A 19,464-nucleotide genomic window follows, 5' to 3' on the forward strand; every position below is an offset into this window, starting at 1 on the left:
GAGACCGCGACCGTGATCAGCAAGACACGCTTGGCGGGCACCGTCTGCGGAGCCGTAGGTGATGAGCTCGGCGTCTATCTGTCGGGGCTGGGGCCCACGCTCCGCAACGTCACTTCCGCCGCCCTCGCTGTCGCCCGTATCGACGAGCTCGGTTGGGTGCCGCTTGGCGGGTATCCGGGCAGCGACGTGCTGTGGCCCGTCGCCTGCTTGATGTGCGGCCAGCCCGTCTTGCGCTTCTACAGCCATCTGCGCCGTGCGCGGCCCGCGATGCGTCATCGCGGTTGCGTCCCGCAGGACCAGCACTCGTATCTGCTCGCGGCGCTGTCCGCGTACAGGGCAGACAGCTGCCCGTGCCGGCGGGGACACGCCACCAGCGTGGACGACGTGGCACAGGGCATCGAGGGGCTGCAGCGCGCCGTCCGCCAGGACGACCACGGTCAGGTCGTCGCCCACGTGCGGGCACTTACCGGCCCTTGCCCGGCCACAGCAGCTCGCGCCGAGGCTGTCCGCACCCTTCGGCACGCATCGAAGTAGCCGCTACAGAACAGGAGTTGCCTCACATGAGTGAGTACGAACGCGGTGATCGCGTCGCCGTCCTCTATCTGTCGAAGACGAACGGAACGTGTCTGGCCTACAACCGCACCGTCATCGATGTCGAACCGCATGCTGAGCACGGTCAACGCGTCTGGGTGAACATGCCGCACGACGCGGCGGTCGGCAGTCCGCACGACTTCTTCGCCGACGACGCCGAGGGCATTTGCCCCATGGAGGACGAGCCGGTCGAAGACCAGCTTCCCGTGCGGCTGGCCGCGAACCTCGACTGGTACATCGCGGCTGCCGCACCGGACTCCAGCCGCCTGACGTGGCCGTCAGGCCGGGGGCACCTTCCGGTGCGGGTTCCGTTCACCGACAAGGCCCGCGCCCTGCACGCCCGCATGGCCGGGCTCTACATCCAGCAGCTGCGCACCGTCGACCCGCGCGCTTTCGAGGACTGGGTGACCCAGCGCAAGGCCGCGCCGGTGCCCCAGTAGACGTGCCGGCCGAACACCGACACCAGTCAGAACAGCACGACCAGCAAGGAGACACGACGCACATGCGGGGCCTGTGGAAGGTGACGTACGCGCACCCGGAGCACACCAACACGACGTGGAACTACCTCGTCCCCGTGTGGGATGCCCGGACCGAGAACGCGGCACGGGAGCGCGCCCAGGCGCGACATGACGCGAACGCGGCCCACATGGGGGCGCGGATCCGGACGGACGACACCGCTGAACTCCAGGTGATGGAAGTGATGTTCCGGCCTGCGGTGCTCTCGCGTGAGCGGGCGGCGGCCTGGATCGCGCTGCAGCAGAACGGGGCGATCACCGAGCGGGGGTGGCCGCTGTCGTACGAGCGCCACGAGCGCCGTCGTGACGAGTTCTGGCGCACCGAGGTTGCCGAGCTGCACATGAGTCTGCGTGAACGGGTCCACGGTTTCGGGGAGTCGGTTGCCGAGATCCTGCGGGCGCCGGAGGCGGCAGCGTCGGCCGCCTGGGCCATCGAGGCACACACCGACCGCTTCGGGCGGGTGTGGTGGGACAGGGCCCGAGCGGAGATCCACAAGGCGGGACTGTCCTGGCTGTGGCAGACCCCGTACGGCATGGTCTGGGTCGATCAGGCCTAACCCCCCCTCCTGAGCTGGGCATCCGTGGTTGATCCCACCCTTAACCGTAGTAGAATTAACTATCAATAGGAGGGGGAAGCCCGGACTCCCCACTCACAGCATCCTCAGCGCCGCGACCCGCCCCGCCCGGGGCGGGTCGCCTTATGCCCAACTCCACCCACGGAAGGCGGCTTCGCCGTGACCCAGCAACTCGATCTGTTCACAGAGATCACCGCCGACCCCGAGCCGGTACCCGCCACCTTTGCCGCGGCGGCGAAGCCTGCACGCTCCGCCCCCTCGGCGCCGTCGCCGACGCAGCCGGCCGCACCCTCCGCTCCGCGCTCCCGGCGGGCGCCTCGCCCACACCCCGTGCGCGATCCACATCGGCGCGCCCTGGAGATCGGTGAAGCGGTGGCCGAGCGGTGGCACAACCGGCACGGCGGCTCGGCCATCGAGGTGCCGATCGGCGTCCTTGCCGCCCTCTCGCTGATCCGCGAGAAGGACCCGAACGGCCCGGACCTCAAGGCACAGATCCTCGCCCAGGACGGCCCGCAGTTGATCGAGATGCTGCGCGAGATCTGGTCGATGCACTGGATGCACCGCCCCGACCTGATCGAACGTGCGCGGATCCTCCACGAGTGGCTGAACGACGAGGTCGACGAGTACCGCGTGCAGGCCGTGCAGGCCGTTGCCGAAACCGCCCTCAAGCGGGGCCTGTTCGACCTGACCGCGCACGAGGACCCGTTCCTGCGCTCGGCGACAGACGTCCTGTCGCCCGTGATGACGTGCCTGCGCTCCCACGGTGCCCGACAGGGGCTCGGCGAGTATCACACCCCTCCGCCGGTCGCCGACGCCATCGCCGAGGCGAACCTCCATGTCATCGCCGACATCGGCCTCGGCGTACGCGAGCCGAAGCGCGGTGAGCACATCCACGACCCGTGCGCCGGCAGCGGGGGCCTGCTGCGCTCGGCCGCACGGTACATCCGTGAACACGGCCTCGATCCTGCCGACTTCCAGTGGTCGATGGTTGACATAGATCCGATCGCAGCCTCCTGCGCCGCAGTGAACTCGATCATCTGGCAGCTCGGTCCGCGGGTCACCGTGGCCTGCGCCGACACCCTGGCGAACCCGAACGCCGTCGAAGACGCCATGAGGGAGGCACGCGCCGTGTTCGACCATCGCGACGAGGTACTGGGCAAGGCTCGGATCATCGCCGCCCTGCGGCAGGCCGAGCACCTGGTGGAGCAAGCCCTCTCGCCTGCGGCGTAGACCCACCTCACCCCACCTGGCCTGCATAAACGCAGTTGACCCACCCCTCATCAATAGTAGAATTAACTTAGATGTTGGGGGGTGCTTCAACGACTACAGACAGAAAGGTCGTCATGCCCGACACCGTTCACGCCCTGCTCGTCGCCACCGACGGCACGATCACCGACCTGCACCTGAGCACCAACGACACCGTCCAGCGCACCCAGGTCCACCACGCACTCGGCGACGACGCCGAGGCTCTCCGCTACATACACGGCGCAGACAGCTCGCGCACCGTCGCGCTGGCTCCGGAAGTCCGTGAAGACCAGCGGCCGAACCCGTACGCGGCCCTCGCCTTGTATCTCCTCCTTGACGAAGCAGCCCTCATCGCCGACGTCCAAGGGCCCGTCATCTTCGCCGGGTTCACCCAGCAGGACCTCCTCACTGACCTGAGCGAAAAGGCGGTGAACACGATCCGCATCGTCGAGCCGGATGCCCCAGGAGGTGTCCCGTCCATCGTCCGCACAGGCGGCAAGCCCTCTGCCCGCTAGCGGCAACGCCCTTGTCTCACACATCTCTTGGACCAGGAGCACTCCCGTGACCAGCACCATCACCGCCGGACAAGACGCCGTCGGAATCAGTAGCCCCGACACCGGGCCTGCCGAAGCACCGGAGCCGGCCGTCCTCAGTGAGATCGACCTGTACCTGCTACCTCGCTCTCTGGTCGAGGCCCTCGGTGACGGGTGGAGTGAGGACACCGGCGACCATCCTGCGGGCTTCGCAGACAGGTCGATCTGCCTCACCCACCCCGACGGACGGGCCATCGGCATCCGTCACCTGTGGCAGGGCCGGGCCGTGCAGACCTTCGCCGTCGGCGGCCCCGCCCCCGAGCAGGCGGCAGACTCCGACGGTGCGGCTGGTGAGAACACCCGGCTGCCCAAGGGAGTGCGCTACAGCACCGGGGTCCGCTTCACCACGGCCGAGCCGCTGGAGGAGATCCTCACCGCGATCCGCACCGTGCTGCTGCCCGCCTTCGACGGGACTCGGCTACGGCTGCGCGCGAACGGCACGCCGATCCCTCCCGCCGTCCAGCCTCCGGCCGAAGACAGCACCGACGCCCCGGCCGCGAAGACCAAGACCAAGCCGAAGAGCACAGCACGCCGCTCGGCCTCGGGCAAGCGCACGACCAGGCGCCGCACCCCGGCAGCCGCCTGAGCCCGGCCCCGCACCACACCAGGCGGGCGCACTTCATCTCGCGCCCGCCCCGTCACTTGAAGGACCACCACCATGAGCACCACCACCGACGCACGCCCGGAAGCCGTCGAGGGATTCGCCGGCCGCTTCGTCTGGGTCGATCCCCACGACCTTGTTGTCGACCCGTACAACCACCGCAAGGACCGCGCCGAGACGGACGGCGAGGACACCACCCAGCCCGACCCTGAACTCCAGGCCAGCGTCGATGAACTCGGTGTCCTCACCCCGCTCGTGCTGCGCCCGCAGGAAGGCGAGAGCGAAGGCAAGCTCGGGATCATCTTCGGCCAGCGCCGCAACAACGCGGCCCTGGCCGCCGCGAAGAAGGCCCTGTCGAAGAAGAAGCCGTACCGGCTCGTTCCCGCGATCGTCCGCGACGACCTTGCCGGGGTTGACGATGCGGCACTGACGGTGTCGTTCATCGAGAACAAGCACCGCCGCCAGGCCACCGTCCGCGACGACATCGAAGCCGCCCGGCAGCTCTCCCTCATGACCATCCCCAAGGCCCGCAAGATGCGCAACGCGCGCGCCATGGGCTTCAAGCCTGCTGAGCTCGGCGCCGCCAGCAAGGCCGCCCAACTCTCCGACGCGTCACTGGCCGAGGCGATCGAGGAAGACTTCAACCTCATCGAACTTGCCGAGTTCCAGGAAGTCGAAAGCGTCGAGGACGCCCTGTGGACGCTGACGCGGGCAAAGGCGCGTGACCAGCGGGAGAACAACGCCAAGCGCGGCCACTGGAAGCACGCCCTTGCCGGCCTGCGTGCCGAGAAGGAACTCACCGACAAGTGCGCCCAGCAGGCCGCCGAGCTGACCGCCGCGGAGGTCACGGTCGTCGACTGGCGCTGGAACTGGTCCGCCACCACCACGAGGCCGCTCACCGACCTCCTCACCGAGGACGGCGCCCCGCAGACCTCGCAGACCCACCACGCCTGCCCCGGTCATGCGGCGTGCGTCTCCCCGAACGACGCCGAAGTGATCTGGCTGTGCACCGCCTGGCACCGCCATGGCCACCCGCTCACCACCGAGGCCGCCCAGAAGGACACCGCCCAGGCAGGCCCGGACAAGGAGGCGGCCAAAGCGGAGCGGCGCCTGGTCATCGCGAACAACAAGGCGTGGAGGCAGGCCCGCGAGGTCCGCGCGGACTTCATCAAGGATCTGTGCCAGCAGCCCGAGGCGAGCACCCGCGTATGGCCGCTGATCCTCTCGATGATCACAGGCACCAGCTACGCGTACGAGAACTACGTCAGCCGTAAGAGGACCGACCTGACCGCACGCTTCCTCGGCGTCGAGGACCCCAACGAAGGCAACAGTCAGTGGACTCGAGTGGGCGACCCGTTCGGCGCGGTCATCTCACGCACCAGCCCGGCGCGCTCCTGGAGGATCCTGCTCGCCCATGTCGCTGGCGCCTACGAGGTGGAGCACATGGACGACGCCGCCTGGCGCAACCGCATCAACGAGCAGACCGTCGCGTGGCTGACGTTCCTGCACGCGGAGGGCTACGCGCTCAGCACCGTCGAAGCGGAGACCGTGGCCAAGGGCCGCGCCCAGCAGGAGGAAGAGAAGGCGGACGCACGGGGGGACGACGAGCCGGAGCAGAACGAGGACTCCGAGGACCTTGAGGACAGCCGGGAGCACGAGCCGGTTGCGGCCGCAGCCTGACCTCCTCAGGCGGAGGCCCGCTCCTCTTCGGGCCTCCCGCCTCCCTCCAGCCCACCATCCCCCTCGTCCCACCGCTTCGAAGGAACCGCTCCATGCGCACCGCTCGATCCGCGCTCGACTACACCCGCATCCTCGCTGCCCTTCTGGGACCCGACTGGACAGCAGACAGCTGCGGGCACAGCGACCTCGCCCTCCTCAACGGCCCCGCCATGTCACTGGAAGTTGCCACCCCGACGCCAGTACGCGCGCCCGGCGCCGTCAAGGTCTCCCTGTCCCATACGCACGCCTTCATCTGGCCCCGCCGCAGCGACCACCGCCACGAAGTGACCGGCACGATCGGGGATCCGCACGCCGTCGCCGACGCCATCATCACCACGGGCCTGCCCGCGTGGACCAGGCTCCTCGCCAATCTCAGCGTGCGCACCGACCGTACGCGCAGCGCACTCAAGGCGTTCATGACCATGGCCGAGCAACTGGCCGGCCCCGAGGCGCAGATGGCCTACGGGTCCGTGCCCGGCGTCGCAGATCTGCGCTGGCCCGGCGGCAGGGCCACCATCCACGCCGACGACGAAGGCGGCATCCGCATCGCCCACCTCGACCTGTCCGACCTGACTGCCAGCACCTTCGTGAACGTGCTCCGCACCGTGACCGGCACCGAAGTCCTCGCCAACGCTGCCACCACCACCGCTTCCTGATCGGCACAAGACACTCATGAAGATCAACCGCCGCAAGGCCATCTGGTACCCGAAAGTCTCCAAGCACCTCTCGCAGGTCGTCACAACCAGCGGCGCCTGGACCGAGCGCACCGAGGGGGACGAGCTGGTCCCCACTGAATTCGCCCAGCGCAACCCGCACATCGTCGCCCCCCTGCCCAACGAGCAGGACTACGTGCGCTTCCTCCGTCTGCACACCGTTCACGACGGCCGCGAACTGATCACCGAGATGACTCCCGGCTACGCCGAGGACCTTGGATACGCGCTCATCGACAAGGGTGCGCGGACCAGGATGGCCAACTGCGAGCAGCAGGACGGCTTCACCACCGACAGAGAGCCGTGGGAAGCGGCGGTCGCCTCGCACAAGAGGGCACAGACCGCTGCCGTCGACCGGACGGTGGAACTGATCCAGATGGTGTGGCCTGCACTGCAGGCCCGCTACGGGAACATTCTCAGTTTCGACAGCGAGGTGCTCGGCCGCTGGTACATCGTGGTCGACAACGAGGGGGCGACCGCGAGGGTCGAAGCCGCACGTGTGCCGGGCCGCGCTTGGGGCAGGTTTGTCGAGGCGGCCATGGATCGCAGCTGGTTTCAGAAGGGGCGCTTTCACGGCGCCGAGGACTGGGCGCGTGCCAGGCCAGGGCACTACGAGGCGAAGTCGCTGCGGGCCCAGTACAGCGACCGCCTTCATGTCGGCGCTGACGGGCAAGCCGTCGAGCTCGTTCTGTACAGCAGCGAAGTCCGCAAGGTCGCCCGAGGGCTCGCTCTGATGCTCGCCACCATCGAGCGGTATCCGGACAGCGCGACGGTCTGACCGGAAGCCGCATCCCACCCCTGTGACCTGCATTAACGGGCTTTGACAACCCCTTTATACATAGTAGAATTAACCTAACGGGAAGAGGGTGCCACGCTCCACGCCTACGCGGCCGCCGACAGAAGGCGCCGCCGGAGCGGGCGCCCCCTCCACCCGCCTGCCCCACCCACCGAAATCAAGGAACCGTCATCACCACCGCGTCGAACGGCTTCATCGTCACCGCCGAACAGACCCCGACCATCCCCGCCACTGCCCTGAAAGAAGGCGACACCTTCACCCTCATCGGCAACGACAGCCCGCTGACCATCCGCGCGAAGCAGCGTCACCTTCAGCCGCTATGGCTCCTCGACCTCGAAGGCCACGATTCGCCGATCACGCTTCGCGACGACGAGCCGATACGCCCACTGCGCATGCTGTGCGCCTTCGACCTCGCCTGCCAGCTCTGCACCCGCACCGGCCGACACGTCCTCGACCTTCCAGTCCGCGGCATCCCGCAGACCTGGGTCTGCGACCAGCACTAGCTGTCAGCCAGCCAATCCTGCACACCTCTAGGATCCGCGACCATGCCCACCAGCGACCGCACCATACGCGTCGGCACCATCGACGTCACCGTTCGCACCAGCAACAGAACTACGCTGACCGTCACTGTCACCCAGAGCGGCAACATCATCGTCCGCGGCCCGTACTCCACCACCGACACCGACGCCGCCACCCTCGTCGAACGACGCCATTCATGGATCTACCGCCAGCTCTCACGCCTCGCCGAGACCACACCCGACAACCCTCGAAGGGAACTCATCCGCGGCGCAGGATTCGACGTTCTCGGCCGACCTCACCGCCTGCACATCGTCGCCGATGACGACCAGGACGAGCCGCTCATCCAGTACCGGAGCACCCCTACCGGCGGTTGGCTCCACATCCGTCGCAGCACAACCCTGAAACTGGATGAAGCCAGACGAAACATAATCAACTTCTACGCCGAAACCGGACGCGAATGGCTGAAACTCAACTTTCCACAGATCGCTAGATACACCCCAAATAGCTCGATACCGGTCACCTACTCCACCCGCATGCGCACCACCTGGACCCGCAACCACCCAACCCGCGGGCTCGCCCTGCACTGGGCCACAGCGCAACTCCCGCCCACACTCCTGCATGAACTCATCCACCGCGCCCTGAACCTCCACACCATCGCCCCCGGCCGCGACCTCAACAACGCCCTCCGCGCACTCTGGCTCGGCCGACTCTCCACCCCCACCAACGCCGCCGACCAGCGACTCCACCCCAACCCGGCACCCACAGACCACTGCCCAGACTGCTCCGCCCCACCAGGCACCCTGCACGCAGACCGATGCGACATCGCCCGCTGCGCCATCACCGGCTTCCAGCGCGCCCACTGCCACCCCGGCAACACCTGCAACACCGTCTGGACCGGCGAACTCCCCGGCGGGCTCGAATGCACCGAGTACGGCTACTACTGCCGCCCCACCCCAGACGGCTACGAGCCCTGCAACGCCGACGACCCGGGCGCCATGCACGACTTCAACCGCCTGTACCGCGAATGCCACTGGGACACCGCTGCGCAGCGCATGACTCTGCCCACCTGAGCAGCCACTACAAGGAACACTCCTTGCCCGCCCGCATGCCTTTCGGCGAACTCGCTCACAACGCCTCATGCAGTAGATCGCCTGAAGGACAATCGCCTCGGACAGATCTACAGCCGTCTGAAGAGCATCCTGAACATCCGTGAACGGCCTGCCGGGTGAGGCCATTCCAGAACACCACGGAGGACGTGTGGGCCACGCAAGGGCAGCAGTTGTGGTCATCGACGACCAGGGCCGTGTACTGCTACACCGTCGCCAGTCCAGTCCACACGAGATGAGTCCCTGGTGCGTCTTCCAGAGCGAGGCACGAAACGGCGAGGACCTGGTCGACGCCTTGGGGATCGCCATCGCCAAGGAGCTGGGCGTGACAGGCTTCGATCTCACCGAGGTCCTCGCCGTTCCCGATGCCGAAGCGGCAGGCCAGCAGATAAGGATGTTCGCCGGACAGTGGAGCGGCGATCTCTCCGCCCTCAACAGTGATGCACAGTGGGAGTTGCGTTTCGTCGATCCGGCTCGGCTGCACGAGCTGGAAATGTCCCCGGCCCTCCGGGACGCCATCCTGCACACCGCGTACGAGCAGCGATGGTGGACGTACAACAAGCGAATGGATCCCCGGCTCGCACTTGTCGTCCTCACCAACCAGATCGGGAGGCTGCTGCTACACCGGCGCCCTGACACAGCTGCCACATGGCCGGGGGTCTGGTCGATGTTCGGCGCAGCAGCCAGGCCAGGCGAGACGATGAGCTCCGCACTCGAACGCGAGCTAAGGGCGGAAGGGATAGAGGCCACCGACCTGCGAGACCTCTTTCTCGTTCGTGACGAGACAACCGGTCGAAACGTCGCTGTCTTCTCTGGCCGCTGGACCGGCCACGATCCCGCCGTACTGCCCGGTCATGCGGCGGGGGACGTGACGCTGGTGGACGTCGAATCCGTAGGCAATCTCCCCATGCCACCCCAGGCCAGGGAAGCTCTCCTGCGAGCTCTGGCACTGCATGGGCCCACATCTGGATGGGACGTGTGGGACCGGCAATCCAGCCTCGCTGTTATCCCCTTCCCACCAGCTCCATCAGAGAAGGCGTTCGCCGATCGGATACTGGATCATCTGGCTCCGCACTTCCATGTCGAACGCGAAGTCGCCGGCATACATTGCAGCGGTCGCCCCATGCGAATAGATGCCGTCCTCAAGCCACGAGCCCCATCCGGCTGGAAGGACGACGCCCCAGTCTTTGGGATCGAGTTCAAGATCCCACCGAGCCCGTACGGATACGGGCTCGACCCAGCATCAATCGCCCAGGCGATCGACTACACGCACACGGACTGGGTCGGCTACGGACGCCTCATGGTCGCGTTGTGCCCACCGCCCATCATGCGCACGAAAGCGGACGGCGGGCACGGACACAGGGTGCTGCTCACGCTCCTGGCCCATCTTGGACTCGCAGAGTTGCTCTGGCTCAACGGCTACGGTCTATCGCTCGTCAAGCACGACAACCGCCTGCTCTGGACCGAACGAACCGGAGTCCACGAGGGCCGACGGTGGACCATTGAGCCTGGCCTAGGCAACCGCCACTGATCCCGGAGGGTCCCCCTCACACCGCGAACCCTAAGCGGTAGTCCGTCGTTCCCTTAGCGGCCCGTCACCTGCGGCTTTGATCAGCCGTCTCCGCCTGGGCAGACGTACCTGTCCGATGGGTACACGGTGGGGACAGGGTGGGGACAGAAGGGCGGGGACAGGCGAGGGAAGACAAGGAAAGAAGGGGTACGTTCGCCCGCTCCGTGAGCCACTCACCGGGCCCGGCAGACCCGCTCTGACCTGGGAAAACAGGAACCTTGCCAGGCGGGAGCCCGTATCCGCTAGGCTATACGTCGGATCACACAGATCTCCCCGCCTTCGTAGCTCAGGGGATAGAGCACCGCTCTCCTAAAGCGGGTGTCGCAGGTTCGAATCCTGCCGGGGGCACAGCCTGCGTAGCAGGTCAGCGGATTGACGGCCTCTCGTTCCATCGAACGGGGGGCCGCTTTCATGGTCCAAGGCCGCATGGATGCCACATAGTCAAATGATCTTCCACTGGATGGGCACGCGCCTGGGGCCACCGGCCATGTTCCAGCGCCTCGCCCGCGTGGGGGGCCGGCTGAGTATCTGCAGTGAGGACGGCGGAGCGATCGTGCAGGCGTGTGCGGCGGAACCGCCACAGTGATCAGCCCGGCGCCAGACTGACGAGTGCGGGGCCACGCAACGGCGATCCGCACGCTCGATCGATGTGATCACCCGATCGTGAGTTCTTGCGGACTCCCACCCGGTATGACGCGATGCTCAAAGGGACGGCGCGTGACCGGCGTCGCTCGTACGGGCTGCGGGTGGGGAAGAGCATGACGCGAGAAACGGGACGGCGCGAAAGCCTGGACGAACAGGCGTTGCTGTTGGTGGCCGGGCTGGCTGATCTGGCCGTGAGCGCGCTGGGGTCGGCCGTCGGCACGGTGCGGGGGCTGCTGCGCCGCTCGGACGCCGCGGAGCTCGCCGCGCAGGCCGAGCACGACCTCGCGGCGCGTGGGCGGCTGGCGCTGGACCGGTACGCGGCGGTGCCCCCGGCTCACCTGGAGATCCTCGCCCGGCACGTGTCGGCTCGGAAGAGCGCCGATGATGACTGACCGGTGGGAGCCGGTCGCGTTCAAGGTCCGCATCGACGAGGTGCTGCGCCGGTTCGTCGCCCAGGAAGCCGATCAGTTCGCCGCGATCGATCCGCTCCTGGGCCCGGTGGCCGAGCAGTTGGAGGCCGCGGTCGCGGAGGGAAAACGCCTCCGCGCGGCGTTCTGCTACTGGGGCTGGCGCGCGGTGGGCCAGCCGGACAGCAACGCGCTGGTGCGGGCGGCGGCGTCCATGGAGCTGGTGCACGCCGCCGCTGTCGTTCACGACGACCTCATCGACGACAGTCCGCTGCGGCACGGGCGCGCCACGGCCCACGTCGCCCTGCGCGATGCCGTACGGCGTCGCCCGCGCGGCGCGGCGGCGGCGAGGTCGCTGGCGATGCTGATGGGAGACCTGCTGATGGCGCTGGCCGGGCAGTTGTTCGCCACCAGCGGCCTGCCCGCCGCGTACCTCGCCCGTGCCCGCCCCCTGTGGTCGGTGATGGCCCGGGAACTGATCGCGGGCGAGTGCCTGGAGATCCTCCGTACCGGAGCCGGTCCGGACACCGAGGCGTCGCTGAAGGTGATCCGGTACAAGACCGCCAAGTACACCGTCGAGCAGCCCCTGCTGATCGGCGGCGCCCTGGCCGGGGCCGGCACACGGCTGCGCGAGGGGTACTCCGCGTACGGGCTGCCACTGGGCGAGGCGTTCCAGCTGCGGGACGACCTGCTCGGTCTGTTCGGAGACCCGGGGCGCACCGGCAAGGCCAACGCCGACGATGTGGAGGGCCACCGGCCCACAGCCCTGCTGGCAGAGACCTGGCGCCTGGCCGACGAGGACGACCGCGCGCGGTTGCGCGCCCTGCTGGGCCGGCGCTGCCTGGACTCGGATGCCCTGGACACGGTCCGCGAGGTGATGCGCGTGGTGAGGGCACCCGACCGCATCGAGGACATGATCGGCGTCCGGGTGGAGGAGGCGCTCGGCGCTCTCGACGAGCTGGGCGCGCCGGCCCCTGCCCACACCGCCCTGACCGCACTGGCCCGCTCCGCAGCGGACCGCCAGTTCTGAGAATCCAGCCCCAACGGAGCCCTGCCATGACGATGACGTACACCGACGCGTCGATGGACGCCCTGCGGCAGGCCGGTGACGAACTCGCCGACGCCACCGTCGCCACGCTCTTCGAACGCGGCCAGGTGGGCACGTTCAACGCCCTGATGCGCTACGTCTCCACCGCCGGCGCTCCCCTGCCGGACGGGCTGCCCGACGTCGCGCGGGAGTACCTTGCGGCCACCCGTGTCCCGCCGGCCTGGGTGGACTGGTCGGAGATGGAGAAGGCCCGGCTGTTCTTCATCGACAACAACGTGCACATCTCCACCGCGCTGTCCTTCGCCTCCATGCCCGCCTGCTACGTCGTGCCGCACGTGGCGAAGCTGCTGTCGGCCACCCACGGGCTGGAGTACCCCTCCAAACGGATGGCGGAGACAGGCCAGTTCACCGTCTACCTGATGCAGCCCGACGCCTTCGACGCCGGCGGCCGCTTCGTCCCCGCCGCCCAGAAGGTCCGTCTCCTGCACGCCTCCATCCGCCACCACCTGCGGCGCGAGAACCGCTGGGACGCCGACGCGCTGGGAGTGCCGATCTGCCAGGAGGACATGATCGGCGGCCAGATGTTCTTCTCCCTGCTCGTGCTGGACAGCCTGCACCGCCTCGGCATCCACATGTCACAGGAAGGCGCGGAGGCCTACTACTACGCGTGGCGGGTGGTCGGGGCCATGCTCGGCGTCGACCAGGACGCGGTTCCCCAGAGCCTCGACGAGGCCCGCCAGTTCCTCGACCTGTACATGATCCGGCACATGGGGCCTTCCGAAGAGGGCGCGCAGCTGACCCGGCAGCTCATCGACCTCTACGAGGAGGTCGTGCCCGGCACCTTCTTCGACCCGATCGTCTCCGCTCTGATCCGCCACCTCGTCGGCGACACCTGCGCCGGCTGGCTCGACGTACCGCACACCCCGTGGGACACCGTCGTCAAAGCCGTGCCCCACCTCCTCGGCGTCCTGGAGACCGTCGAGGACCGCTCCCCCCTCGGCGCCTGGGCCCTGGACCGCCTCGGCCACCTCACCACCGTCTTCGAACTGTCCTCCCTCACCCGCGGGCGCGTCATGCACTACGCCATCCCCGAACAGCTCAAGAAGGACTACGGCATCTCCCATCCGGTGCCCCGCACCCGCCGATGGGATCCGCCGGCGGCCACAGTCTGTTGATCACGCACATACCCGGGCTGCTCCCGGCGCAAAGGACGATGTGCGCGGGAGCGGAGGATGCGTTTTCGGCCAGGCCTGCCGGCGTCGCCTCGGCCGGGGCACGAGGCTGGAGCTTTCGAGCGACGGCACCGCGTGCTGTCCGCACGGAACGCGGCGGGCGAGCCCGTGGACGTCTCCGCACGTCGTCCTCAGCCCCGACGACCTCCCGGCCGATCCCACGGTCTGCTCGCCATCGACCGCCGGGACGAGGCGCGGCTGATGCCGGCGCGACACGCCATCGCTGTCGGCCAACGCCGTTTCGGCGACAGGCACGCGCGTCAGCCACATCCGCTTGTCCCGCAGGCCCACCTGACGGCAGCCCCACGACAACGGCGCCTGCATGCAATTCGAATCGATGACCTGCATGGGCTGCCTCTGCGGCCCACCCAGGAAGAAGGAGAGCCGCCTCTCCCTCACGCTCTGAAGACAGCCGTGGTCGGTCACACCCGCCTCGACCAGAAGTTGGGGCGTACATGACAGATTTCGGCCTTGTGGCACCGATCCCGGCTCGGGACGATGTGCCCACACTCCGCACCACCACTCGAACCACAGCGTTCTGTACCCGAACCCCCCACGAAGGAAGGACGTCGGCCATGGCGATTCGCACCGAAGTCGCCGCGTCCCGGGCCATCGAGCCCAGCCGCCAGGACGAACCTGCGCGACGCGCGGTCACGGCACTCGGTCTCCTGGGCATCGCCCTGATCCACTTGCTGGACCTGCCCGGCAAGCTCAAGGAGACCCCCTACCTCGGAGCCGCGTACATCCTGCTCATCATCGCGAGCGTGGCGGTCGCGGAGTACCTGATGCGGCGTCATGACCGCCGGGCCTGGCTGGCCGCGACCGCACTCGCCGCCGCCGTACTCCTCGGCTACGTGGTCAACCGGAGCGTCGGCCTTCCGGGGGCCATGGACGACATCGGCAACTGGCTGGAACCGCTGGGGCTGGCTTCCATGTTCGTCGAAGCGGTCGTGGTGGTGCTGGGGCTGTCGGGCCTCGTGGACTCGATGGCGCGCGGGTCCACCGACGCCTGAGCACCGGCCTGGCGCGCTGTCGGTTCCCCGGCCCGGCGGCGCTACCCGGACCAGGCGGAGACCAGGTGGACTCCGGCCAGTGCCACGACCAGGCCGGCGCCGAGCGCGACCACCAGCAGCGACCAGCGTCCGGCGCGCCGCGCGGCGGTCATCCCGTGGCGCGCCGGACGGCGGCGCAGGTCGGCACCGATGAGGCTCGGAAGGCGCCAGACGTAGGCGAGGACGTGCACGGCCATGACGGCCGCCCAGCAGATGAAGGCGGCCTTGTGCAGCAGGAGCACCGGAACCGGACCGGTGTCGCGTCCGAGCAGGGCCAGGGCCACCCCCGTGCCGAGGACGGCGACGCTTGTGGCGACGACCAGCGGACCCAGCACACGCAGCAGCGGTGCGGGCGGCCCCTTGCGGCGGTACGCGGGCGAGCCCGTGTAGTAGCGGTAGAAGCGGTAGCCGGTCGAGCCGATCTTCAGGCAGACCGGGCCGGTCAGCAGCAGTCCGATGAAGAAGTGCAGGGTGAGGAGTTGCCCGAGGAAGAGGATGGTGACGCCCTCGATGGCGAAGAGGACCAGCAGGACCGCACCGGTCGCGGCGGTCAGCCGCTCGTTGCCCTCCGGGCCACCGGATGTCGTGCCGGGCCCCTCGTACGGGACGTCCGTCGGTGTCCTGCCGCCGATCACGGTCACGCGTCCGTCCTCCTGGTGATCAGGCCCCGCCCAGCCCGGATGGCAGTGCTGTCCTGCCTGCTCCGCGCCGTGCGCCGGAGCAGGCAGAAGTATGTCCGACGTGGGGTTGAGAACTCGTTCACGACCGTTGGGCCGGCTTCCGGTCCGGTGCGCGCTCCGGTGCCCGGTCCAGGCGCAGTGCCAGCGCTGGGCACGCGGCCACCGCGCGCCGTGCGTGCCGGAGTGCTTCACCCGTGAGAGGGGCCGATCCCACGACCGGGTAGCCCCACTCGTCCAACTCGATCAATTCCGGGAGCAGTTCGGCGCACAGGCCGTAGCCGTCGCATGCGATGCGGTCGATTCCGACGGTGTGTGTACGGGCCATGCCGTTCACCTCCAATCCCGGTCGGCGGGTACCGGTGTGTCCGGGACCGGCAGTACGGGCTCGTGCCCGGCTGCGGCACACGGGCCGCGGCTCAGGTGGTGTCGTACGTCGTCGGCGAAGACGCGAAGGGCGGTCGCCGCGAAGCGTGAGGCGCCGTCGGGGTGCCGGCAGGCGCCGCGTCCGGCGAGCAGCCCCGTACGGCCTTCCAGACGCCGCATCAGCTCCGGGGTGGGGTCCCCCCAGGCGAGGTCCGCGAAGTCCGCGGCGACGGCCGGCAGGCCGAGTCGGCACGGTCCGCACTGTCGTGCGCTCTGCGCCGCGAGGTAGCCGAGAACCCTGGCCGTCTCGGCCAGACCGCAGGCGCGGGCGGGAAGCGCCACGATCACTCCGGCACCGGGCCCCGCTCCGAGGGGCGCCAGGTCCTGCTTGGCGAACGGGACGTGCAGCGCCTGCCCCACCGGCAGCCAACTGCCGAAGAAGCCCCCCACCAGGACGGCTGCGAGCGGTTCCGCGGCTCCTCCGGCGACGTCAAGTGCCTCACCGAGCGGCCGGCCCATCGGCACTTCGTAGACACCCGGTGTGCGCAGCGCACCGGAGAGGGTCACCAGTGTGGTGCCCGCGGCGTCGGGGCGCCCGGCACCGCGGAACCAGCCGGGACCGTAGCGCGCGATCAGTGCGAGGTGGGCGAGGGTCTCGACGTTGTCGATCAGGGTCGGACGCCTGCCGACCCCCTTCTCGAAGGGGCGCGGCGGGGTGGCCAGCGGGCGGGCGTCGCCGCCGTTCAGCCATCGCACCAGCGACGTCTCCTCGCTGGAGACGTAGTGGTGGGGCAGTTCATGCACCTGGACCGGGAACAGGTCGGTGCCGACCCTCTGGCGTTCCCCGACGGCTTCGCGGAGGGCGTCCGCCTGGTCCTGCCTGGTGCGCGGCAGGCACAGATGCGCCACATCGGCGCCCACCGCGGCGGCGGCCAGTGCGGCGCCGTCCAGGACCAGGTGCGGGGCGAGGTCCAGCAGGGTCTCGTCCTTGCGGCTGGCCGGTTCGCTCTCCATGCCGTTGGCGACCACCACCGCGGTGCCCCGGCCCCCCGCGACGGTCCGCAGCTTGCGTCCGGTGGGGAAGGCGGCGCCGCCCCTGCCGGTCAGTCCGGCGTCCTCCACCGCACGTATCAGTCGGTCGGCCTCGTCCGCGGTGCGCGGAAGAGGGGGCGGACCGTATCGGCCGAGGTGCTCGTCCAGGCCGGCCGGGCCGCCGGTGGCGTACCAGCCGTGCAGCAGCCGTGAGCCGTACGGGCCGGGCACGCCCGCGCGCCCGTCGTCGGCCGCCAGGGCCGTCCGTCCGTTCGTCATCGCCTCGGTCATTCGGACCCTCCCTCGTCGTCATCGGTCGGTGCGGGCGTCGAGTGGACAGTGCCCGTGCCGGTGCTCGTGCCCGCTGCCGCGCGCTGCGCCCAACCGGGTTGCAACGGCCCGGAGTTCATGAACGCCGCCAGCACCACGGGCACCGTCGCCGCGGTGACTCCCGCCCAGAGCCGCACCGCGACCCGCCCCGGCCCCGCCCGGTACAGCCGCCACCAGACGGCCGCGACGACGAGGGTGGCGCATGCGGCGTACAAGGCGAGTTGCAGCGTGAGCCGGGTGTCCGTGCCGGTCCCCGCGGCGTGGAAGAGCGCGACGGGCCAGGCCGCGTAGGCCAGCCAGTGCACGGCCTTCCACCACCGCTGCCCCATGCGCAGCCGTACCGCGCTGGTGGCCGCGACCGCGAGCAGCAGGTCGAACGCGACCGTGCCCAGTCCCAGCCAGAGCGGCCGGTACGAGGCGGCGAACGGCACCACCGTCACCCACCACCCCAGGTGGACGAAGGTGTCGAGGATCGCGGTGACGATGTGCAGGGCCAGGAAGACCAGGGTCAGCACCGACAGGTTGCGGTGCAGTGCGCCCACCTCGAAGCGGGCGAGCCGCCGCGGTGTGTGGCGGCCGCCCACGGCGACACCGAGCGCGACGGTCGTGGTGAGCAGCACCAGGGCGACGGTGCCGCCGGCCCGGGTCGCGTACCACAGCGGGCTGGGGCCGGCGGCGAGAGGGACGAGTCCGGTCATCGGGCGTCTCCCGGGTTGTCTTCGGGCCAGCCGCAGACTCGCTCGACGGCCCCGTCCACTCGGACCAGCCGTGCGGGCAGCCCTGCCCGGCGCAGTCGGTCGAGGGCGCGTTCGCCGACGACGACGGCCTCGGTGGCGGCGGTGTTGGCGGCCACGCAGCTGATGGCGGCGACACTCACGGTGCGCCAGACCGGGGCGGGGATGTCGCCGGTGGCGGGGTCGACGATGTGGTGCAGTCGCCGTCCCCCGCGGCACCAGGTCCGCACGGTGGTGCCGGAGGTGGCCAGTCCGCCCCCGGTGATGCTCACCGTGGGCCGGGCCACGGTGTCGGGCGCCGCGTGGTCGTCGGCGATGGCGATCCGCCAGCCTCCCGGCGGCGCCTGGCCCGCGGCGGAGAGATCCCCGCCGAGATTGACCAGGACAGCGCAGCCCGTCACCTCGGCGGCGCGGTGGGCGGCCCGGTCGGCGGCGAGAGCCTTGGCGGTCGCGCCGAGGTCGAGCGCGGTGCCCGGGGGCAGCCGCAGCCGCCGGGCGGCCCGCTCCCACTCCACCGCCCGCCAGCCCGCGGACGGTCCCGCAAGGCGTACGGGACCCAGGTCCTGCGGTCGCAGCGCGGCGAACGTGACGTCGTAGCCGAGTGCGGCCACCGCGGTGCCGACGGTGGGGTCGACAACGCCGTCTGTCTCCTCCGCCGCGTGCAACGCCACGTCCAGGGCCTCGGCGAACAGGGCACTCACATGGAATGCGGCTCCCGCCGCGGCGTTGGCACGCGACAGTTCCGAGTCGGGCCGGAAGCGGCTGCACGCCGCGTCGACGGCGGCGAGCTCGGCGTCGAGGACCCGCCGTGCCGCCCCCAGTGCGCCCGCGTCGCCGACCAGCAGCGAGGCAGTGGTGCCCAGCGCGGGGAAGGAGACCGACGCCGGATGCGTGGCGGCGGCGGTCATGAGGCACCCGAGGTGGTGTGCGAGGGCTGTGGAGTCGGTGCCGGGGGCTTCGTGGCGGTGGGCGCGGAGGTGGACGGCTGTGCGGTGCGCGGCGCGACGGAGGTCGTCCGTTGCTTCCGCACGGTCGGGTGCGGGGACGGGGCCGCCGACCGCGACGGAGTCCTCGGGGCCGCGGGCGCGCTCGACCGGGGTGCGGGCGTGGGAGACGTGGGCGTCGGCGCGGGAGCCGACGGCCGGGAGGTGTCCCTGGGCGTGGTCGAGGACTTCCCGGGCAGGGCGTGGGCGTATCCGGTGGCGAGCACGACGGAGCCGGCCGCGGCCGCGGCGGCCACCCAGCGGGTGGTGCTTTTGACCCGGCGCAGACCGCGGTCACGGCGCCGGGCGGCGCCGGCCGACGTGGAGTGGTCGGGGTGGGACATGGTTCCTCCTCGGCCGTCGGTGTGCCGTCGAAGTGCTCGACACTGCGCGGCCGTACCTGTGGGTATCCGTCGAC

Annotated in this window: 22 protein-coding genes and 1 tRNA gene; 16 read left to right on the forward strand and 7 right to left on the reverse strand. The window is 69.7% G+C overall.

Annotated elements, in window-relative coordinates; translation table 11 throughout:
* The first annotated feature begins 12 nt into the window (after nt 1-12).
* From AB0N07_RS13735 to AB0N07_RS13775, 9 genes are all read left to right on the forward strand, one after another.
* A complete protein-coding gene (locus tag AB0N07_RS13735) occupies nt 13-534 on the forward strand; it encodes a hypothetical protein (RefSeq protein WP_365834480.1) in 522 nt (173 codons plus the stop codon).
* Between the two features lie 26 nt (nt 535-560).
* The gene (locus AB0N07_RS13740) at nt 561-1,031 is read left to right on the forward strand and encodes a hypothetical protein (RefSeq protein WP_365834482.1); all 471 of its coding nucleotides are present in this window, start codon (nt 561-563) and stop codon (nt 1,029-1,031) included.
* A gap of 62 nt (nt 1,032-1,093) precedes the next feature.
* A complete protein-coding gene (locus AB0N07_RS13745; protein WP_365834484.1) occupies nt 1,094-1,663 on the forward strand; it encodes a hypothetical protein in 570 nt (189 codons plus the stop codon).
* Between the two features lie 177 nt (nt 1,664-1,840).
* Nucleotides 1,841-2,911: an N-6 DNA methylase gene (locus AB0N07_RS13750; protein ID WP_365834486.1), complete on the forward strand. Its 1,071-nt coding sequence runs from the start codon at nt 1,841-1,843 to the stop codon at nt 2,909-2,911.
* A gap of 113 nt (nt 2,912-3,024) precedes the next feature.
* On the forward strand, nt 3,025-3,441 hold the full coding sequence (locus tag AB0N07_RS13755) for a hypothetical protein (RefSeq protein ID WP_365834488.1): 417 nt from the start codon (nt 3,025-3,027) through the stop codon (nt 3,439-3,441).
* Between the two features lie 46 nt (nt 3,442-3,487).
* A complete protein-coding gene (locus AB0N07_RS13760) occupies nt 3,488-4,105 on the forward strand; it encodes a hypothetical protein (RefSeq protein WP_365834490.1) in 618 nt (205 codons plus the stop codon).
* 72 nt (nt 4,106-4,177) lie between these two features.
* Nucleotides 4,178-5,800 (forward strand): ParB N-terminal domain-containing protein, encoded by a 1,623-nt coding sequence (locus AB0N07_RS13765; RefSeq protein WP_365834492.1) that lies wholly within the window; start codon nt 4,178-4,180, stop codon nt 5,798-5,800.
* 92 nt (nt 5,801-5,892) lie between these two features.
* Nucleotides 5,893-6,495: a hypothetical protein gene (locus AB0N07_RS13770; RefSeq protein ID WP_365834494.1), complete on the forward strand. Its 603-nt coding sequence runs from the start codon at nt 5,893-5,895 to the stop codon at nt 6,493-6,495.
* Nucleotides 6,496-6,511: 16 nt separating this feature from the next.
* Entirely contained in the window at nt 6,512-7,327 is an 816-nt protein-coding gene (locus AB0N07_RS13775) for a hypothetical protein (protein WP_365834496.1), read from the forward strand.
* Nucleotides 7,328-7,662: 335 nt separating this feature from the next.
* Here the strand turns inward: AB0N07_RS13775 and AB0N07_RS13780 are convergent, their stop codons facing one another.
* On the reverse strand, nt 7,663-7,845 hold the full coding sequence (locus AB0N07_RS13780) for a hypothetical protein (protein ID WP_365834498.1): 183 nt from the start codon (nt 7,843-7,845) through the stop codon (nt 7,663-7,665).
* Between the two features lie 45 nt (nt 7,846-7,890).
* Here AB0N07_RS13780 and AB0N07_RS13785 point away from each other — a divergent pair, with 45 nt between their 5' ends.
* The 7 genes from AB0N07_RS13785 (at nt 7,891) to AB0N07_RS13815 (ending at nt 14,885) form a co-directional block, all read left to right on the forward strand.
* A complete protein-coding gene (locus tag AB0N07_RS13785; RefSeq protein WP_365834500.1) occupies nt 7,891-8,934 on the forward strand; it encodes a YgjP-like metallopeptidase domain-containing protein in 1,044 nt (347 codons plus the stop codon).
* 187 nt (nt 8,935-9,121) lie between these two features.
* Entirely contained in the window at nt 9,122-10,501 is a 1,380-nt protein-coding gene (locus AB0N07_RS13790; protein WP_365834641.1) for an NUDIX hydrolase, read from the forward strand.
* Nucleotides 10,502-10,815: 314 nt separating this feature from the next.
* A tRNA-Arg gene (locus AB0N07_RS13795) sits at nt 10,816-10,888 on the forward strand.
* A gap of 410 nt (nt 10,889-11,298) precedes the next feature.
* Nucleotides 11,299-11,577, forward strand: a complete 279-nt coding sequence (locus tag AB0N07_RS13800; RefSeq protein ID WP_365834502.1) for a polyprenyl synthetase — start codon at nt 11,299-11,301, stop codon at nt 11,575-11,577.
* Nucleotides 11,567-12,622 carry a polyprenyl synthetase family protein gene (locus AB0N07_RS13805; RefSeq protein ID WP_365834504.1) on the forward strand — a complete coding sequence of 352 codons (1,056 nt, stop codon included), beginning with the start codon at nt 11,567-11,569 and terminating at the stop codon, nt 12,620-12,622. Before AB0N07_RS13800 ends, AB0N07_RS13805 begins: the two co-directional genes overlap by 11 nt.
* A 32-nt stretch (nt 12,623-12,654) precedes the next feature.
* Nucleotides 12,655-13,815, forward strand: a complete 1,161-nt coding sequence (locus AB0N07_RS13810) for an oxygenase MpaB family protein (protein WP_365834643.1) — start codon at nt 12,655-12,657, stop codon at nt 13,813-13,815.
* 632 nt (nt 13,816-14,447) lie between these two features.
* Nucleotides 14,448-14,885: a hypothetical protein gene (locus AB0N07_RS13815; RefSeq protein WP_365834506.1), complete on the forward strand. Its 438-nt coding sequence runs from the start codon at nt 14,448-14,450 to the stop codon at nt 14,883-14,885.
* A 41-nt stretch (nt 14,886-14,926) separates the two neighbouring features.
* Here AB0N07_RS13815 and AB0N07_RS13820 read toward each other — a convergent pair whose 3' ends face one another.
* The 6 genes from AB0N07_RS13820 to AB0N07_RS13845 form a co-directional block, all read right to left on the reverse strand.
* Nucleotides 14,927-15,565: a hypothetical protein gene (locus tag AB0N07_RS13820; RefSeq protein WP_365834508.1), complete on the reverse strand. Its 639-nt coding sequence runs from the start codon at nt 15,563-15,565 to the stop codon at nt 14,927-14,929.
* A gap of 118 nt (nt 15,566-15,683) precedes the next feature.
* Nucleotides 15,684-15,929 (reverse strand): ferredoxin, encoded by a 246-nt coding sequence (locus tag AB0N07_RS13825; protein WP_365834510.1) that lies wholly within the window; start codon nt 15,927-15,929, stop codon nt 15,684-15,686.
* Nucleotides 15,930-15,934: 5 nt separating this feature from the next.
* Complete coding sequence (locus tag AB0N07_RS13830; RefSeq protein ID WP_365834512.1) at nt 15,935-17,290, reverse strand: NADH-ubiquinone oxidoreductase-F iron-sulfur binding region domain-containing protein; 1,356 nt, start codon at nt 17,288-17,290, stop codon at nt 15,935-15,937.
* Nucleotides 17,287-18,027, reverse strand: coding sequence for a ferric reductase-like transmembrane domain-containing protein (locus AB0N07_RS13835; protein ID WP_365834514.1), 741 nt, complete (start codon nt 18,025-18,027; stop codon nt 17,287-17,289). Before AB0N07_RS13835 ends, AB0N07_RS13830 begins: the two co-directional genes overlap by 4 nt.
* A complete protein-coding gene (locus tag AB0N07_RS13840; protein WP_365834516.1) occupies nt 18,024-18,971 on the reverse strand; it encodes an FAD:protein FMN transferase in 948 nt (315 codons plus the stop codon). The genes AB0N07_RS13835 and AB0N07_RS13840 overlap by 4 nt, the downstream gene beginning before the upstream one ends.
* Nucleotides 18,968-19,390, reverse strand: a complete 423-nt coding sequence (locus AB0N07_RS13845; RefSeq protein ID WP_365834518.1) for a hypothetical protein — start codon at nt 19,388-19,390, stop codon at nt 18,968-18,970. Before AB0N07_RS13845 ends, AB0N07_RS13840 begins: the two co-directional genes overlap by 4 nt.
* Nucleotides 19,391-19,464: the final 74 nt, after the last annotated feature.

This window comes from Streptomyces sp. NPDC051172, assembly GCF_040682555.1.
Taxonomy (GTDB): Bacteria; Actinomycetota; Actinomycetes; order Streptomycetales; family Streptomycetaceae; genus Streptomyces.

What these genes read in the sequence shown, in the direction of transcription:
- AB0N07_RS13815 (WP_365834506.1), top strand. Translation starts at nt 14,448, where the DNA reads ATGGCGATTCGCACCGAAGTCGCCGCGTCCCGGGCCATCGAGCCCAGC.
- AB0N07_RS13770 (WP_365834494.1), top strand. Translation starts at nt 5,893, where the DNA reads ATGCGCACCGCTCGATCCGCGCTCGACTACACCCGCATCCTCGCTGCC.
- AB0N07_RS13840 (WP_365834516.1), bottom strand. Translation starts at nt 18,971, where the DNA reads ATGACCGCCGCCGCCACGCATCCGGCGTCGGTCTCCTTCCCCGCGCTG.
- AB0N07_RS13845 (WP_365834518.1), bottom strand. Translation starts at nt 19,390, where the DNA reads ATGTCCCACCCCGACCACTCCACGTCGGCCGGCGCCGCCCGGCGCCGT.
- AB0N07_RS13785 (WP_365834500.1), top strand. Translation starts at nt 7,891, where the DNA reads ATGCCCACCAGCGACCGCACCATACGCGTCGGCACCATCGACGTCACC.
- AB0N07_RS13830 (WP_365834512.1), bottom strand. Translation starts at nt 17,290, where the DNA reads ATGACCGAGGCGATGACGAACGGACGGACGGCCCTGGCGGCCGACGAC.
- AB0N07_RS13825 (WP_365834510.1), bottom strand. Translation starts at nt 15,929, where the DNA reads ATGGCCCGTACACACACCGTCGGAATCGACCGCATCGCATGCGACGGC.
- AB0N07_RS13755 (WP_365834488.1), top strand. Translation starts at nt 3,025, where the DNA reads ATGCCCGACACCGTTCACGCCCTGCTCGTCGCCACCGACGGCACGATC.
- AB0N07_RS13835 (WP_365834514.1), bottom strand. Translation starts at nt 18,027, where the DNA reads ATGACCGGACTCGTCCCTCTCGCCGCCGGCCCCAGCCCGCTGTGGTAC.
- AB0N07_RS13775 (WP_365834496.1), top strand. Translation starts at nt 6,512, where the DNA reads ATGAAGATCAACCGCCGCAAGGCCATCTGGTACCCGAAAGTCTCCAAG.
- AB0N07_RS13805 (WP_365834504.1), top strand. Translation starts at nt 11,567, where the DNA reads ATGATGACTGACCGGTGGGAGCCGGTCGCGTTCAAGGTCCGCATCGAC.
- AB0N07_RS13765 (WP_365834492.1), top strand. Translation starts at nt 4,178, where the DNA reads ATGAGCACCACCACCGACGCACGCCCGGAAGCCGTCGAGGGATTCGCC.
- AB0N07_RS13810 (WP_365834643.1), top strand. Translation starts at nt 12,655, where the DNA reads ATGACGTACACCGACGCGTCGATGGACGCCCTGCGGCAGGCCGGTGAC.
- AB0N07_RS13745 (WP_365834484.1), top strand. Translation starts at nt 1,094, where the DNA reads ATGCGGGGCCTGTGGAAGGTGACGTACGCGCACCCGGAGCACACCAAC.
- AB0N07_RS13740 (WP_365834482.1), top strand. Translation starts at nt 561, where the DNA reads ATGAGTGAGTACGAACGCGGTGATCGCGTCGCCGTCCTCTATCTGTCG.
- AB0N07_RS13800 (WP_365834502.1), top strand. Translation starts at nt 11,299, where the DNA reads ATGACGCGAGAAACGGGACGGCGCGAAAGCCTGGACGAACAGGCGTTG.